Annotated in this window: 13 protein-coding genes and 2 pseudogenes; 5 read left to right on the top strand and 10 right to left on the bottom strand. The window is 70.2% G+C overall.

The window, feature by feature from the left end:
* Positions 1-58: 58 nt before the first annotated feature.
* The 10 genes and pseudogenes from OG524_RS17410 to OG524_RS17365 all read right to left on the bottom strand — a co-directional run.
* A complete protein-coding gene (locus tag OG524_RS17410) occupies positions 59-376 on the bottom strand; it encodes a hypothetical protein (protein ID WP_405389919.1) in 318 nt (105 codons plus the stop codon).
* Between the two features lie 197 nt (positions 377-573).
* Positions 574-903, bottom strand: a complete 330-nt coding sequence (locus OG524_RS17405) for a carboxymuconolactone decarboxylase family protein (protein WP_405389920.1) — start codon at positions 901-903, stop codon at positions 574-576.
* Positions 887-1,720, bottom strand: a complete 834-nt coding sequence (locus OG524_RS17400; protein ID WP_405810964.1) for a hypothetical protein — start codon at positions 1,718-1,720, stop codon at positions 887-889. Before OG524_RS17400 ends, OG524_RS17405 begins: the two co-directional genes overlap by 17 nt.
* An 88-nt stretch (positions 1,721-1,808) precedes the next feature.
* Positions 1,809-2,327 carry a hypothetical protein gene (locus tag OG524_RS17395; RefSeq protein WP_405389922.1) on the bottom strand — a complete coding sequence of 173 codons (519 nt, stop codon included), beginning with the start codon at positions 2,325-2,327 and terminating at the stop codon, positions 1,809-1,811.
* Positions 2,324-2,818: a hypothetical protein gene (locus OG524_RS17390; protein WP_405810962.1), complete on the bottom strand. Its 495-nt coding sequence runs from the start codon at positions 2,816-2,818 to the stop codon at positions 2,324-2,326. The genes OG524_RS17395 and OG524_RS17390 overlap by 4 nt, the downstream gene beginning before the upstream one ends.
* Positions 2,819-2,945: 127 nt before the next feature.
* Positions 2,946-4,328, bottom strand: a complete 1,383-nt coding sequence (locus OG524_RS17385; RefSeq protein WP_405810960.1) for a dipeptidase — start codon at positions 4,326-4,328, stop codon at positions 2,946-2,948.
* On the bottom strand, positions 4,321-4,770 hold the full coding sequence (locus OG524_RS17380) for a hypothetical protein (RefSeq protein ID WP_405389924.1): 450 nt from the start codon (positions 4,768-4,770) through the stop codon (positions 4,321-4,323). The genes OG524_RS17385 and OG524_RS17380 overlap by 8 nt, the downstream gene beginning before the upstream one ends.
* The gene (locus OG524_RS17375; RefSeq protein ID WP_405389925.1) at positions 4,767-6,245 is read right to left on the bottom strand and encodes an APC family permease; all 1,479 of its coding nucleotides are present in this window, start codon (positions 6,243-6,245) and stop codon (positions 4,767-4,769) included. Before OG524_RS17375 ends, OG524_RS17380 begins: the two co-directional genes overlap by 4 nt.
* 200 nt (positions 6,246-6,445) lie before the next feature.
* Positions 6,446-6,729, bottom strand: a pseudogene (locus tag OG524_RS17370) (serine hydrolase); the annotation flags it as partial.
* Between the two features lie 89 nt (positions 6,730-6,818).
* Positions 6,819-7,013: pseudogene (locus OG524_RS17365) on the bottom strand (nucleotidyl transferase AbiEii/AbiGii toxin family protein); the annotation flags it as partial.
* An 850-nt stretch (positions 7,014-7,863) separates the two neighbouring features.
* On the opposite strand from OG524_RS17365, the gene OG524_RS17360 reads away from it, so the two are divergent.
* The 5 genes from OG524_RS17360 to OG524_RS17340 all read left to right on the top strand — a co-directional run bounded on the left by OG524_RS17360 (position 7,864) and on the right by OG524_RS17340 (position 15,530).
* Positions 7,864-8,202 carry a MerR family transcriptional regulator gene (locus tag OG524_RS17360; RefSeq protein WP_326737211.1) on the top strand — a complete coding sequence of 113 codons (339 nt, stop codon included), beginning with the start codon at positions 7,864-7,866 and terminating at the stop codon, positions 8,200-8,202.
* Between the two features lie 244 nt (positions 8,203-8,446).
* A complete protein-coding gene (locus OG524_RS17355) occupies positions 8,447-9,253 on the top strand; it encodes a hypothetical protein (protein ID WP_405810957.1) in 807 nt (268 codons plus the stop codon).
* The gene (locus OG524_RS17350; RefSeq protein ID WP_405389927.1) at positions 9,250-9,777 is read left to right on the top strand and encodes a SixA phosphatase family protein; all 528 of its coding nucleotides are present in this window, start codon (positions 9,250-9,252) and stop codon (positions 9,775-9,777) included. Before OG524_RS17355 ends, OG524_RS17350 begins: the two co-directional genes overlap by 4 nt.
* Before the next feature lie 844 nt (positions 9,778-10,621).
* On the top strand, positions 10,622-13,171 hold the full coding sequence (locus OG524_RS17345) for a protein kinase domain-containing protein (RefSeq protein WP_405389928.1): 2,550 nt from the start codon (positions 10,622-10,624) through the stop codon (positions 13,169-13,171).
* 31 nt (positions 13,172-13,202) lie between these two features.
* Positions 13,203-15,530 carry a protein kinase domain-containing protein gene (locus OG524_RS17340; protein ID WP_405810954.1) on the top strand — a complete coding sequence of 776 codons (2,328 nt, stop codon included), beginning with the start codon at positions 13,203-13,205 and terminating at the stop codon, positions 15,528-15,530.
* The last annotated feature ends 196 nt before the right edge of the window (positions 15,531-15,726 follow it).

The raw sequence follows: 15,726 nt of genomic DNA, 5'->3' as shown, positions 1-15,726 counted from the left end.
CCACCCCGAGCACCCCGCCAAAGGCCCCCGGACCAGCCAGGTCCGAGGGCCTTTGACCTCAGGGGCCGTGCCCCGTGACGCCCGGGGCCGAGGCGCGTGGGGTGCGGGACCCCCAGCCGGCCGCGAGGCAGCGCTCTCGGTCTTCTCGCCGTGCCGCCGCCTCCTGCGGGTACGCGGAGATCATGGCGAGGTCATCGGCAATGTCCAGCACACCGTTGACATCGGTTGTCGGGCTGGAGACGCCGTTCACGCCGGCGAAGAAGACGCCGAAGCGGCCGTCGCCCTTGTCCAGGCAGCCGGCGGTCGTGATGGCACCGACGGACAGGCGGTTGTTGGGTGCGTCCAGCCCGACGGCGGCGCCGGCCTTCGCGAACAACAGCTTGGCGTTGGTGTCGGTGTCGGTGTCGGGGATCCCGCCGGTGAACCGCAGCGGGCCGATCCTGGTCTCGACGAGGCGGGCGTCGATACCGACGAAGGGGGTCCGTCGAGATCGGTCATGTTTCTCATGCTGCGGGCAGGACCGGGTCTTCGCATCCGGTCGCCAGACATCCGGCGCGGGCGCGGGCTGTACTTCTATGAGCCTTCGGCTTCGATCTCCGCCTCCGCGACGGCGATGGCGACGCCGAGGGCCACGGCTATGTTCCCGGCCGCCGTCATGACGCGGGCCGTGCCCACGATCGGGGCGATGGCGACCAGGACGTCCTGGAGCCGTTCGGCGGTCAGGTCCGCCTGCATGGCCGGTGCGATGTGGGCGGCGTAGGAGATGGGCGGTGCGTCAGAGGCGGCGAGCGCGGCGATGCGGGTGAGGATGAGCATGTCCGCCGGCAGCCCGCACCGTTCGATCGAGTCGACGGTCATGGCGGCGAGGGTGTCCAGGACGGGGGTTTCAGAGGCAGTGGCCATGGCGATGTGCCTTTCCGATGTCGCGGGGTAGCTGACGCGGGGCAGGGGCGGACCGCAATGGATCCGCAGGTGCCGAGCGCCCTACCGCTCCACCGTAGGAGATCTCCGCGTGAACCGCGCTGCGAGCCGGCCGGGGCCCTCCGCGCGATCGGCGTGCCGGCGGTGTCCTGGGTGGTCGTGCCACCGCTGTCGGGGTGCCGGTTGCGGTGTTGCCGACCCGTCCGGTCGCCGCCAGCAGTGCGAGGACAGCCACTACCACGAGGAGGATGAGCACCAGCAGGAGGACGGTCAGCACCGCCGGGTGGTTCCAGATCGCGAATGCGAGGGCCGGCACCAGCAGTACGCCCGGGATCAGCCGGCGTCGATGGGCGTCCGTCCACGTGCCGACCCGTCCGCTGCGCACCTCGTGCGTGTCGCCCCGCTGTGCGGCTGAGTCGGCTGTGCGGTCGGCCCACCCTCGGAGGGCACGCGGCATCCGGCCGGCGCCGGACAGGTAGGCGCCGGTCGCCACGACCACACCCAGGGCGATGGCCGTGCGCAGGCTGACGCGCAGGAAGCGCAGCAGCGTGTCGAAGATCGTGGCGGCAGCGTCCTCGGACTGCACCCCCGCGGGCAGACGGTCGGGGTAGTACCGGCGGGCGATCACGAGGCCCATGGCCACGAACGGACAGGCGAAGGCCGCGCAGAGCATCGTGGTCACCAGGGCCCGGCGGCGGCGCCGGGCAGCGACGTCCGAGGTGATCTCCGCGCCGTCGACCCGGGTGTCCAGCACGATGTCGTGCACCCAGACGGTCAGCAGGGAGCGGCACCATGACACGGAAGGTGACGGCGATGGCGCGTTGGGTTGCTCCGACTGGGCTGTCGGAGCCTCTCCCGGTGTCCGGAAAGCCGCAGCCAGGCGCCGTTCAGTACCGCAACGCGTTGCGGACCTCGGCGGTCACCGTGCCGGTCAGGTCCCGGTGACTTCGCGCGGTGGCACTGGCCTTGCCGGCGGCGGCCACCTCGGGGATCTCGAGGGTGACCACGTCGAGCGCGTTGCCCGACTGATCCTTGAAGTCGACCACGATGGTGTAGCGCCGGGGCTTCGCGTCATTGTTGGTGACATTCACCGGGACCTCTGCCGGACCGTTGGAGGCGGTCGCGACGCTGCCGAGGGCGACGTCTGCCGTGGCGTCCAGCCCGCCCTTCACCTTCGCCAGAGCGGCGTCTGCTTCTGCCTCCGCCGAAGCGACTGCGGACGCCGCTACGGACGCGGCCGCGCTGCTGGCTGCGGACGCACGTTCGGACACCCCCGACTTCACTGCGGAGGCCGCCGAGGAGGCTGCGGGGCTGGAGGGCTCGTCCGAGGAGCAACCCGCCAGTGCGGCCAGGCCGAGCGTGACGGTCACCGAAGCGGTGGAGCATCGGCTGAGGTGGCGTTTCATGGCTCTCTCCGGCTCAATGGCGATTTTGGTCCAGCTTCGATTGCGCCGACCCGCCCCGCCAGCTGTGGATGGCGCCCGGGTGATGCTGACGGATGAGCTCCACCTCCGGCTACTTCTTCCACCTCTGCCTGCGCGTCGGCGGCACCCTCCTGCTGCCGATGCTCGTCCACGGCCTGTGGGACTTCAGCCTCGTCTCCAACGCCGTCGGCCTGGACCCGAAGGCATCCCCGGGCATCGTCCTGCCGATCGTCCGCCAGGCCGTCCAGGCCGTCCAGGCCGTCCAGGCCGTCCTGGTCGTCCTGGTCGTCCTCGTGATCGTCAAGCACCGCTCGACCGAACCCGCGAACCGCGCCGAGAGCGCCGACCTCCGGCCCCGGCCACGCGGCCAACGCCGACTGCTGATGGGCCGTATGGCTCGCGAATGGCTTGTGGGCCCCGAGAGGTGCGAGGACGTCGCCGTAGCGCTTGGTCAGTCCGTCGACTTCGATCACGTGGCCACGGGTGCCGCGCGTCAGGCGCGGCCCTCGCGCTGCTGCTGCCCGGCATGCCGCTCTGCGGGATGTGCCCTGTCCCCACGCGCCGACGGTGGCACCGCTGCGGAGGGCGGAGAGCCACGGCTCAGGCGTGAAGGTTCGCGTACTCGCGCAGGAACAGTGCCTCGACGAGGGCCATACGCTCGATCTCTGTCGGGTCCACGCTCTCGTTCGGCGCGTGGATCAGGCACCGTGGCTCCTCGACCCCCATGAGGATGATCTCGGCGCGGGGGAACGTTTCGGCCAGTACGTTGCAGAGTGGGATGGAGCCGCCCTGCCCCAAGAACTCCATGGGGCGGTCGTACGCCCTGTCCATCGCCACGCCGAGCGCCGCATAGGCGGGGCCGTCGGTGGCAGCGTGGAACGGCGAGCCGGTGGCCTCCGCCTCAACCGAGACCTGCGCACCCCATGGGGCCGCGGTCTCCAGATGCGCGGTGAGCGCCGCGCGTGCGGCCTCGGGGTCCGTTCCGGGCGGCACCCGCAGGCTGACCCGGGCGCGCGCCTCGGCCGGCACGGCGGCGGCCGACCCGACGACGGGTGCGCAGTCGACCCCGAGCACGGTGACCGCCGGCCGGGCCCACACCCGGTCGGCGACAGACCCTGAACCCGTGAGTCGTACGCCGTCCAGAACACCGGCGTCAGCCCTGAATTGCGCCGCGTCGTACGGGACTCCGGTCCAGGTCCCTTCACAGTCCAGGCCCTTGATCCGGGTACCGCCATCGGGGTCCCGCAGCGAGGCGAGCATCACGATGAGCGCCGCGAGGGCGTCGGGGGCGGGTCCGCCGAACATCCCGGAGTGGACATCGCCGCGCAGTGTGGAGACGGTGACGACGACATTGGCGAGCCCTCTCAGCGAGGACGTGGCCGTCGGCCGGCCCACGGCGGCGTTGCCCGTGTCGCAGATCAGCAGCGCTTGCGCGTCGAACTCCTCGGGATGCTGGACCACATAGCGCTCCAGGCCGCCCGTTCCCTGCTCCTCGGAGCCCTCCGCGACGAACTTCAGCCCGACGGGAAGGTCGGCGCCGAGCGCACGCAGCGCCGTGAGATGCATGACGATATTGCCCTTGCAGTCCGCCGTGCCTCGCCCGTACCAACGACCGTCGCGCTCGGTGAGGGCGAACGGCGGCGAGGTCCATGCGTCGTCGTCGAGAGGGGGCTGCACGTCGTAGTGGCAGTAGAGCAGGACCGTAGGCGCACCCGGCGGCGGCGGCCGGTGCCCGAGCACGGCGTGGCTGCCGTCCGGGGTCTCGGCGAGACGGACATCCGAGAGTCCGGCCTCGCTGAAGGCGTCGGCGACCCACTGGGCCGCCCTGCGGCACTCCTCCGGCGGCTGCTGCCGAGGATCGGCGACGGAGGGAATGGCGACCAGTTCGGCGAGATCGGCCTTGGCGCGAGGCATCAGCGCCGCGATCGCGTCCGCGAGTCCGTCGGAGTGCCGGCCTCGGGAGTCATGCGCAGCGTCAGCCATTGCTCTCACCCTCAACCGTGTCGTCGGTCTTCAGCTCGTCGAGTCTGTCCCGGATCTTCTCCAGCTTGTCCGGGCAGTAGACCCCAAGGATGATCGCGCCCGCTTCCACGGCTCTGCGGTCCACGATGACCGGGCGCTGCCCAGGTCCGGTCGCGCCGTTGGAGAGGTTGATCTTCCACAGGGCGGTCTTGAGGGCGGACGCCGGGTCTTCGCAGACGTGGCCGCCGTCGGTGCCGAGCGTGCGGGCCGCCTGGTCGATGTCGGGCCGTGGGTAGCCCGCCTGTGCCAGTTCGTCAGCGAGCTGATTGGCTTTTCTCGTGGACTGGTTGGTGGCGCGCAGGTTTCCGTAGGTGATGAGCCCGATCACCACCAGCGCCACGAGGACCACAATCGCCCCGATGTAGATCCATCGGTTTTCCGAGGCCTTCCATCCGGCACTCATGACAGGTCTCCCGTCGTGCTCTCGGCGGTCGCGTGCGAACGCCAGCTGGGCTTGCGGAAGTGAAGGAACAGCCAGGGGATGACGAAGCCGAGGAGCAGCAGTCCGGCTGCGATGAAGCCGACGTACGCCCAGACACTCCCGCCGCCGAACTGGGAGGAGGGGATGAACCCGATGACGAGGGCAGCTGCCGAGGCCGTGAAGCCTACGACGCAGACCAGGGTGAGAGCCGGGGCGCGGTAGCCGCGGGGGTGGTCCGGCTGGGTCTTACGGAGGCGGACGGCGGCTGCGAACATCAGCAGGTACATGATCAGGTACACCTGCGTGGTGATCACAGAGAAGATCCAGTACACACTTGAGACGTTCGGGATCAGGGCGTACATCAGAGCGATCACCGAGGTGACGACGCCCTGCGTGACCAGGATGTTCTGCTGGACGCCACGACCGTTGAGCTTCTGGAGGTACGGCGGCAGGTAGCCCTCCTGCCGGGAGATCAGGAGCAGGCCCTTGGACGGCCCGGCGAGCCAGGTGAGCATGCCGCCCAGCGACGCGGAGACCAGGGCGACGGCCGCGATGGGGGTCAGCCAGCCGATGTCGAAGTACGCGAAGAACGCGTCGAACGCCTGCATGACACCTGCGGTCAGGGAGAGCTGGTCGGCCGGCACGACCCAGCTGATGGCGAGCGCGGGAAGGATGAAGATCAGCAGCACCATCCCCATCGCCAGGAACATCGTCTTCGGGAACTCACGGGGCGGGTCCTTGAGCGACGAGACATGGACGGCGTTCATCTCCATGCCCGAATAGCTGAGGAAGTTGTTGACGATCAGCACCAGGCTGGCAATTCCCACCCAGGGCGGGAGAATGTGGCCCGCGTCCATGGGCGCCGCTGAGGGGTTGCCCTGGCCGAGGAAGACCATGCCGAGGACCACCAGAAGCGTGCCCGGAATGAGGGTGCCGATGACCAGGCCCCAGGATGCGAGGCCGGCGAGTGCCTTGGTGCCGCGGGAGGAGATCCAGACGCCCGTCCAGTACAGAACCATGATGACGATGGCCGTGTAGACGCCGTTGGAAGCCAGGGCCGGGTTGATGACGTAGGCGAGCGTGCTCGCGACGAAGGCCAGCAGGCTCGGGTAGTAGAAGATCGTCATCGCGAACTGGCACCAGACGGCGAGGAAACCGAGCGGCTTCGACAGGCCCTCGCTGACCCAGCGATAGACACCGCCGGACCAGCCGGACGCCAGCTCCGCCGACACCAGCGAGGTGGGCAGCAGGAAGCAGATGGCTGGGATGAGGTACAGGAACACACAGGCGAGTCCGTACACCGCCATGGTCGGCGCGGCCCGCAGGCTGGCCACCGAAGCGGTCGTCATCATCGCCAGAGTCACCCAGCCCAGCAGAGGCGTGCCCGCTCTCGCCGCTGGTGTTGCCGCTGTCTTCGCTCCGGATGGGGCCTCTTCGGGAAAGTCCATCGCGCTCACATGCGCCTCCTGGGTCGGTATGCCCGCTCGGCTCACCTTCCGGCGCTGTGGCGGCTCAGGCGCGGCGAACGGGTCGTTCGAGTGACGGGAGCCTGATGCCGGGTCTGCCCGGATGTCCTGGGTCGATGGCAGACGGGATGGGAGTTCCCCGCCTCGGAACCCCACGGCCTGCACCGCACGTTGTGGCACGGCCGCCCGCACTGCCAGCCTGAGCTGTGCGGCGTGACATCGAGGGGCTGGCCGGAGAGGTGCTCGGCGAGGTAGCCGAGGATGAGGGCGGCCCGGTCGGTGTACCCGACGGTTTCGCCGGGCGGTCGGTTGAGGGTTTCGTGCAGGACTCCGCGGCGGATGCCGGCGGGGTCGGTGCCGTAGAGGTTCTTCAGCTGGGCCCGGAGGTGGAGGCCCGCGGTGTGGGTCAGGAGCTGCCGGGCAGTCACGGTGCCGAGGGGCCGGTGACCTCGTCCCAGAAGGTGCCGAGCGGGGCGTGGTGGCGCGACCGTTCACCCGCTGGTGCCGCGCCCGCCCGGACCCTCCGCCTCACGGGCTGTGCTGCGTTGACCGCGCAGGAGCAGACGCGCTGACCTGCCACCCGCGCTGCTCCAAGCCGATGCGCACGGCAGTCGCAATGTCCTCCATGCGCTCGGGGTTCTCGGTCGCGACGTCGAGGTCCTGGCTGATCCGGTCGACCAGGCCGTGCGCCTGGACCGCGTAGCCACCGGTAAGCGCCAGAGGGTATGCACCGCCTACGGCAAGCACGTCTGCAAGCAGGCGAGGGCATCGAAGAGGGCGTAACGGCGCAGGTCGGAGGGGGTGTCCTCGGCCGGAATGGTCTGCCCGCGCCGCTTCGGCGGTCGAGGTCGACTATCTCTCTGCCCGGCACATGGAAATCTATGGCGGCCGTAGTAGACATTGGATGGTGTGGTGGTTATGGTTTCTCTCGTAGCCGAGATCGAGCAAGGCCCGGCAGAGATGAACTGCCGGGCAGCAGTACACGCAGTTGCAGTGCGCAGGACGGTGCGGTGGTGGAGTTCTGAAGCCAGGGTTGTTGCAGGACGGCGACGGGACTGACGACCGGACCGGGTGGCCCGCAGTGATCAGGGGCTGCCATGAGCAGGACCGCAGTTCACGCTGCGGCAGTTCGGTAAGTGCAGTTCGCAGTACCAGCAGTGCGGTTGTCAGTGGTTCCTCGGTAAAGGCGTCGGCTGCGGGCGCGCGTGCCGGGAGGTTCGGCAGTGGGGTTCCAAGCCGGAGCAGGTGCAGGACGGGCGACGGGGCTGGCTGCCGGAGAGTGGCGCTTTTCGAGGCCACGAGCAGTTCGTAATAAACAGGAGTACGTAGGTCCTGTTCGGTAAGCAGTTGATCAAGAGGAAGAACGGAGGAGCGCGCCATCAGGATCGCCCGGGCGGAATGACTGGGCCCGGGTACCGCAGGACATCGATAGTGAGGTGGTCTCCGGTCAAGCAACCGCGATCCCCGTACCCCCGACAGTCTTCAGGTCGGGTCTGCGGAAACAGAGCGCCGGCGCATTATCAGGGCCGGCAGATGGTGTAGCAGTTCCTTCGGGGCCCTGGTGCCAATGGCACCAGGGCCCCTCCAGGCGTTCCATAGAGAGGTGCAAGTGACAGCAGATGATTCGTTCGGCCGTCTCGATGACGACGACTACCCCGCGTACACCATGGGGCGGGCTGCCGAGATGCTCGGCACCACCCAGGGATTCCTCCGCGCCATCGGCGAAGCCCGCCTGATCACCCCGCTGCGTTCCGCAGGCGGACACCGCCGCTACTCCCGCTACCAGCTGCGCATCGCGGCCCGCGCCCGGGAACTCGTCGACCAGGGGACCCCCATCGAGGCTGCCTGCCGCATCGTCATCCTCGAAGACCAGCTCGAAGAAGCCCAGCGCATCAACGCCGAACACCGCCGCACCGCCGAAGCGGTGGAGTCACCGTCTGCCGAGTGAAGTGGTGTGCGCCTGCCGGGTACTGGCAGATGCGCACACCCGTCCGGGGACGAGTGGCGTATGACTCGTTCCCTCTCGTATCAGGGGTGCGGGCGTGTGGCGTCAGTGTCACCTGCCACGGCTGCAGGTCCGGCCGAGAGCGGCTGAGATGAGGCCACACCGATCGAACCCGGGTTTCTACGGTCCGAGGCTTCGTCTGCCAGCTTCCTTCGTACCGGAGGTTTCCACGACTAGCCTCCGCAGCATGCTGCGTATCGCCGACGCCCGCACGGGCCACCTCGTGGAAATTCCCTCCGCGCACCGCCACCTCATGCGCATCTGTGTCCATCTGCCGGTCATCGACAACGGAATCGGCGCGGTGCACCTGCGCGTGCTGCTGCTCGGCGACGTACTGGCGCGCACCGCTGAGCTGCACAGCCTGCAGACCCTCACGGTGCTCACCGCCCCGGACCTGCCGCAGGAGCAAGTGCGGGCGCTCGACCGGGTCATGGCCGTACTCGGCATCCACCCGCCCGCCACCGTCCGTGCTCACGATCCGAGTCGGACACCGAGCGTTCCTGCAGAGGTGCATGTGCTCGCGCACGGCGCCGACCAGCAAGACAGCTTCGGCGGGGTGCGGATCGACGTGGGCCAGGCCGGCACAGAAACCCCGGACGAGGGCGGCCCAGGTTCCCCGGACGCAGCCGTCCTGGAGGGAACCGATCCGCTGGCTGTCAGGATGCTGTTGCTCGGCCATACCTACCGCACGCCCGTCCTGGTCACCGGCGCCGCGCTCGCCCAGGCCCGGCGGACACTGCGGCACTGGCGGCAACTGGTTGCCGACTGGGCGCAGGAGCCGTCCAGGCCGATCCCTGCCGACCTGTTGCGACAGGCTCATGCCGCACTCGCCGACAATCTCGGCGTCCCGGCCGTCCTGGACATGCTGCGCAGCGTGGAGGGGAACGCCGACGTGCCTGCCGGCGCCAAGTTCGAGACCTTCGCACATCTCGACCGCGTCCTCGGGCTGGACCTCGCGCGCGATGTCGGCCACCAGCACCAGGAGACTCCGTGACCGCGGGCGACTCCCGGCGCCTGGTCGTGCTGCGGCACGCCAAATCGGCCTGGCCCGGGGACGGGGCCGACCATGAGCGGCCTCTCGCCCCGCGCGGCCGCCGCAACGCCCCGGCCGCCGGCCGCTGGCTGCGCGAGGCCGACTGCGTTCCCGACCTCGTCGTGTGCTCCACCGCCCGGCGCACCCGCCAGACATGGGACCTCGTCTCGGACGAGCTCGAAGCCGGCCCGCCGGTGACCCACGACGCACGCCTCTACCGGGCGAGCGCAGGGGAGTTGCTCGGCGTCGTACGGGATATCCCGGCGCGCGTACGGACGCTGATACTGGTCGGACACAATCCCGGCGTGCAGGACCTGGTCCTGATGCTCACCGGTGAGGCGGACGGCTACGCCCTGGAGCAGACGCGCACGAAGTTCCCGACGTCCGCGATCGCCGTGCTGTGCCTGCCAGGGCCCTGGTCGGGTCTGGAACCGGGTGCTGCCCGGCTGACCGACATGGTCGTGCCCCGCGGCGCGAAGCCATGACGGGACGGCGCCCAGAGGTGCGTACGCCGCTCGCCCTGACCGGCTGCACAGGCCGCTGGACCCAGCCCGGGCACACGACCCCTCGTGCCACGCCCGGCATCGGTCAACTGGCAGCGAGGCGACGCCAGATGGTATGACCGGGCGCCGCGAACGTCAGTGGTCCGGGTGACGCCGACCTTCTCCTCCGGCGCGTGGTGCCCTGCGTCCCGGAGCACGTCGAGCCGGGCATTCGGATACCCCTGCATCCAGGTGCTCCGCATGGCCTCGGGGCCGAGCGCGGGGTCGTGCGCACCAGCGTGGCACGTCATGGTGATGTGTGGCGATCCGGGTGGCAGGACAATCCTGGCAGTCGGAGGTCACGTACGTGTAGCGGAACTGGCCGTTGGCGGCCGAGGCGGAGCGTGGGGTGGCGAGGAGCAGCGGGAGGGCGCCGGCCGATGCGGCCATGGCGGAGCAAAGACGCAGGGGGTGTTCACCTTTTCGTGGGCGTACGGGGATCACGGCAAGCGATGCCGGGACTGCGTGAGAGGTAAGCGGCGCCTCGCCCGCCCGAGGTGTGAGGAATCGTTCTTCCCGCGTATTCGGTTCTATCGGGCCCCGGTTCCCCTGTGCGCCCACGCGCGACCTTGCTCCTCCGCGAAGGTGCCGGCCGCCCCGGACGGCACCCTCCTGGCAGCCACACGCACCGTACCTCCGGGAAAAGCGGCCGATCGAGGGCAGCGGGCGGCCGGACACCGGGATACGCCACACACCGCGGTCACTGATGTCCACTCGGAACCGCGTGTGCGGCCGCGTGACACACTGTCGCAACGCGCTTGGCAGTCAGGGGATTCGGGGGCGACGGATGCTGGGGCAACTGCGTGGGACGTCACCGCGCGCCGTCGGACCGTATGTGACGCTCGCCCGGCTGGGCGCGGGAGGCATGGGCGAGGTCTTTCTGGCCCGCCCGGAGCGTCTTGGCGCCGGATACGGCCCGGCGGACCTCGTGGCCATGAAGGTGATCCGCAACGAGGTGGCCCGGGACGAGGAATATCTGCGGCGCTTCGCGCGGGAGGCAGCGGTCGCGGCATCAGTGACCAGCCCCTACGTGGCGCGTCTTACGGACAGCGACCTGACAGAGGAACTGCCGTGGCTGACCACCGAGTTCGTGGTCGGGCCGACCCTGGCCCAGGCAGTGGGGCGGCACGGCCAGCTGCCGTGCGGAGCGCTGGCCCGGCTCGGCGAGGGCATGGCCCGCGCACTGGTGGCAGTGCACGCTGCCGGCGCGACGCACCGCGACCTGAAGCCGGCGAACGTGCTGCTTGCAGCGGACGGGCCGCGGCTGATCGACTTCGGCGTGGCCCGCAGCCGCACCGCCACGACCTTGACGTCGACAGGGCACATGCTCGGCACGCCCGCCTACATGTCGCCGGAGCACATAGCCGGTGGGCGGCACGTGGTGGCGGCCTCCGATGTGTTCTGCCTGGCCTCAGTCCTGGCGTACGCGGCCACGGGCCGGGATCTGTTCGGGAACGGGCCGCTCGCGGCGGTGCTCTACCGCGTGGCGGAAGCCGACGCCCCGCTCGACGGACTTCCCGCCGAGCTGGTGCCACTGGTCACGGCGTCCCTGGCGAAGAACCCGGCGGCGCGGCCGACCGCGGACGAGCTCGTGGAGCGGTTCGCCGCACTGCGCGCGGCGCACGGCGAGGAAGGGAGCGGCTCCGGAGCGGGCTGGCCGGCCCCGGTGGCCCGGGACATCGAGGACGAGCGGCGCGAGGTGGCAGCGCTGTGTGCGACGGGGTCTCCGCTGCTGCCGCTGCCGAATCCCCTCACCGCCCAGGAGCCGTACGCCGGAAGCCCGCTCGGCGCGGGCACCCTGGCGCCGCACCAGTTCCCGACCATGGGCCCCACACCGCCGGCGCCCGCCCCACACCCGGCGCCCCGCCTCCGCGGGCGGTTCCGGGCGCTTGCCGTGGTCGCGGCAGTGGCTGTCGCCGGGGCGGGTGTGGGCGCGTACCTGGCCCTGCGCGGCGCGGACGACGGGAACGGGTCCAAGGCCGGCGGAGCCGTACCCGGCCCGACGACGACCCTGACCCCCGCCCAGCTTGTGGCCCAGGCGGGGGTCGACGAAGCGGGCACCGTCGATCGCAGTGGCTACGTACCGCAGTTCGCCGCACAGCGGGCCCCCGGCTGGAAGCCCTGGCAGGGCCGGCTGAGCAGGGCACGCATGAGCTGCTCCGCGGACACCCGGGCCCTCGTGTGCCTGCTGACCAACGGCACGTACGAGGCGCTGTCCACAGTCGACGGGCATCGGCTGTGGACGGCCAGCGGCCCGTCCGTCGCCGAGGACGGCACCGGCGAGGCCTATTTCGGGCCCGGCAGCGGCACCTTGTTCATGCCGGGCGACTCGCTTGCTCCCCAGGTGAGGGGCGGGCACGCCCTGATCGCATCGGACGGTGAGCTGCAACTGCGCGACTCGCGAACCGGTGACGTGCGTTGGCGGGCCCAGCCTCCCTCAGGGCGAGGGGAGTTCAGTGCACAGCCCCTGCTGGCAGATGACACCGTCATCGCCACCGTGGAAGGGAATTTGTTCAGCGAGGTGCCGAACGGTGCCTCGCTGCGCGCCTACGATGTCACCGATGGCAGCACCCGGTGGGACCTGACGCTCGACGAGGGCGACGGTCCGAGCCAGGCCGAGGAGGGCCGGTACGCGGCCCGGGTTCTGATCGACGGCGTGGTGTACGCGCACACGCCCGACGGAATCGTCGCGGTCGATGCCCGGAAAGGGGTCGTCCTTGGCCGCGCGCCAACCACGACGGACACCGGCTGCCGCAGTGTTTCCTCCGGCGGCGGCACGATCCAATGCGACAGCAGGGTGACCGAGGACCAGCCGAGCCCGGACGGGGGGAAGGCCGAGATCCGGGTGGACCGCTACGGAGCTCGCACCCTCAAGCCTGTGGGCCACTACTCGTACCTGCTCGATGAGAAGACCACGCGTGCCGATGTCACCGTGACGGCGAACGACGGTACGTATTCTCTCGCCCGACGCAGTGACGACGGCAACGACACCGGCCTCATCGTTCTGACGGATCTGCGCACCGGCAAGCAGACACAGACTATGGAGTCCCCCGTGAACGGGCCGAGTGTCTCCGCACCGCTCCTGGCCGACGGACAGGCGGTGTTCGCCGACAACCACTCGCTCTACGTGACGCCCCTGGACAGGAGGAGCGGACGCCTCGGCAAGCCGCGGGTCATCCCGCTGCCCGGTGCACCCGGTGACCGCAGCGAGGTCCCGGACGACGGGAACGGAACCGTCGTCCGGGACCAGATCCGGCCGCCGCAGGTCCTGATGCTGGGGGGTGTGGTCCACGTGGTCTTCGACCGCGGCACGATCTCGTCGGTGAAACTGCCGTGAGCGATGCGCGCACTCCGCACGAGGACTTGGCGTGCTGACCCCTTGGCAGGGGCCGATCCGACGCATCGGCCCGTACCGGCTCATCGGCCGCATCGGCGCGGGCGGAATGGGCGAGGTGTTCCTGGCACGCCGGGAGGTCGCGGGCGGAGTGGTGGCCGGGCCGCTCGTCGCTGTGAAGACCTTGAAGGCGCCGGCCGACGAGACCGACACCGGCATCGACTTCCGGAAACGCTTCCGCCGCGAGATCTACGCGGCACGTGCGGTCACGGGGCCGTACACCGCCGCACTTCTCGACGGCGACGCCGACGCCCAGGTCCCCTGGTTGGCAACGGAGTACGTCGCCGGGCCCGCGCTGGGCGATGCGGTGGCCCGATGCGGCCCACTGCCGGTCCCCGCCGTACGAACCCTGGGCGCGGGGCTCGCCCGGGCGCTCGACGCGGTGCACACCGCACGTCTCCTGCACCGTGACCTCAAACCCGGCAATGTGCTGCTCACCACCGACGGGCCGCGCCTGATCGACTTCGGCATCGCGCAGGCCTTCGATGCGACGGCCCTCACCGCGACCGGCCTGCTGATCGGCACACCGGGCTACATGTCCCCTGAGCTTCTGACCAGTGGCAACGGACAGGTGCCCGCCTCGGATGTGTTCTGCCTGGGCGCGATCCTGTGCTTTGCGTCGACGGGCCGTGGCCCCTTCGACGACGAGGAACCGGCGTCGGTGCTGTACCGCATCGCGTCCGGTGCGGCAGACCTGTCGGCGCTGCCCCCGCTGCTGCGCGATGTGGTCACCCAGTGTCTCCGGCCGGACCCGGCGGCACGCCCCACGGCTGCGGAACTGGCGACGGAACTGTCCCTCACCGCCCGCGGCGAGCTGCTCTGGCCCGCACCCTACCTGTCCCTTTTCGCCGCCCATCGCGAAGCCGTGGAACGCTGCGAACAGGCTGCGGGAACTGTCCCGTTGGAGCGAGCGGCAACCTCCGCCGCAACTCCTGCGCCATCCCTCGTCCCGCCGCCCTCGCCGACAGCGGTCTCCGGGCGTCCGGTACCGCCGCCTCCGGCGCCACCCACCAGGCCCAGCCGCCGGCCGTTGATCGCGGGGGTCGCGGCTCTGGTCACCGCGCTCGCTGTCACGCTGGCCGTGGTGCTGCCCGACGACACACGCCCCCCGGCTTCCGCGGCGGACGACAGGCGGGAGCAGGCCGGCCCGTTCGCCGTTCCGGACGCCGACGCCGCGCACAGTGGCGAGTTCACCGCCGCCGCACTCGACAGAGGGCGACGTCCCGACGCCTGGCGCCCGTGGGCCCGAAGTGTCAAGGGCACGGGAAAGACCGGCGGTTGTGCTGCCGGTGCCGGGCTGCTCGTCTGCGGCGACGGTCACGGCGCAGCCCGCGCCCTCGATCTGGCCACCGGCAAGGAGAAGTGGCGTACGGAGGGTTTCGACGAGAGCAGGACGGACGACGACAACTTCCCGCAGACACCGCCGGGCGATCCTGCCATCGCCCCCGTCACGGACGGAACCCTCTTCTTCGTGCCGGCGCAGGCCGGGGTCAGCGCGGTGGACGCGGCCACGGGCCTGGTCAAGTGGCGGTACCAGCGGATGAGTTATTCGGGCATGCGCGCACTCACCTACGCGGCCGGCCGACTGTATGTGGCGCACATCGACGACCAAGCGACCTCCGATGCCGAACTCATCGAAGTGCAGGCCCTGCGCACAAGGGACGGCGCCCAGGAATGGACGGGCCGTCTCCCGGACGCGAACGGCCCCTTGGTCGTCCACGACGAGCAGGTCTATCTGTCACTGGCCGACGGATCGGTGGCCGCTCTGGACACCACGGAAGCCGTGCCGGAGCCGCGGATCCGCGACGACGTCGACTGCTCCGGCCTGCTCGCGCACGACGACATACTGCTGTGCTGGTCGACCCGGCGCCGTGGCGTCATCCTCCTGTCCCCGGGCACGCTCTCGACCCGGCGGACTCTGGCCCCGTCGGTCACTCCCGCCGCCGCGCCGGTGGCAGGTGACCGCGACATATTGGTCCTACGAGATACGAGCGGACGCCTGAACGGTTTCGACTTGCCTACGGGTAAGCCTCTTTGGAGCCGCCCCGCACCGACGGCGACCGGTGGCCTCGCGCTCGCCGACGACCGCGTTCTCGCTGTGGGACGCCGAGAGGTACGGACCCTGGACATCGCCGACGGCTCCACCTCCGGGACCGTACGCCTTCCCACCCCCGCGGGCCTGCGTCTGGACCTCGGCCCGCTCGCCGAGCCGCTCTGCCTGGGCGGGGTCCTCTACCTCACGACACAGAGCGGATTCACCGGATCGGTCGCTGCACCGGGCGCTCCGGAGTCCAAGGGGTAGCACCCCAGCTCTCCTCACCCTTCACGTGGTGGTAGTTGTGCGTTCGCCATCCAAGGATGATGTCACCCAGCGAGGTAGGGCGGGTTGGCGCCTGACCTGCAGGATGCCGACTTCTGCGGCTACTGGCCGGTGTCCCCACCAGCAGCCGTAGTTTCCCCTGATTTCCCGTCTGATCTGGCGCGGTTGTGGCACGAGC

Source organism: Streptomyces sp. NBC_01520, assembly GCF_045040375.1.
Lineage (GTDB): Bacteria > Actinomycetota > Actinomycetes > Streptomycetales > Streptomycetaceae > Streptomyces.
This window is presented reverse-complemented; position numbering and strand designations above follow the sequence as displayed.

Bases quoted from the DNA above. Each gene is read 5' to 3' on its own strand.
- OG524_RS17395 (WP_405389922.1), bottom strand. From the start codon at position 2,327: ATGAAACGCCACCTCAGCCGATGCTCCACCGCTTCGGTGACCGTCACG.
- OG524_RS17355 (WP_405810957.1), top strand. From the start codon at position 8,447: ATGCTGCGTATCGCCGACGCCCGCACGGGCCACCTCGTGGAAATTCCC.
- OG524_RS17385 (WP_405810960.1), bottom strand. From the start codon at position 4,328: ATGGCTGACGCTGCGCATGACTCCCGAGGCCGGCACTCCGACGGACTC.
- OG524_RS17380 (WP_405389924.1), bottom strand. From the start codon at position 4,770: ATGAGTGCCGGATGGAAGGCCTCGGAAAACCGATGGATCTACATCGGG.
- OG524_RS17405 (WP_405389920.1), bottom strand. From the start codon at position 903: ATGGCCACTGCCTCTGAAACCCCCGTCCTGGACACCCTCGCCGCCATG.
- OG524_RS17345 (WP_405389928.1), top strand. From the start codon at position 10,622: ATGCTGGGGCAACTGCGTGGGACGTCACCGCGCGCCGTCGGACCGTAT.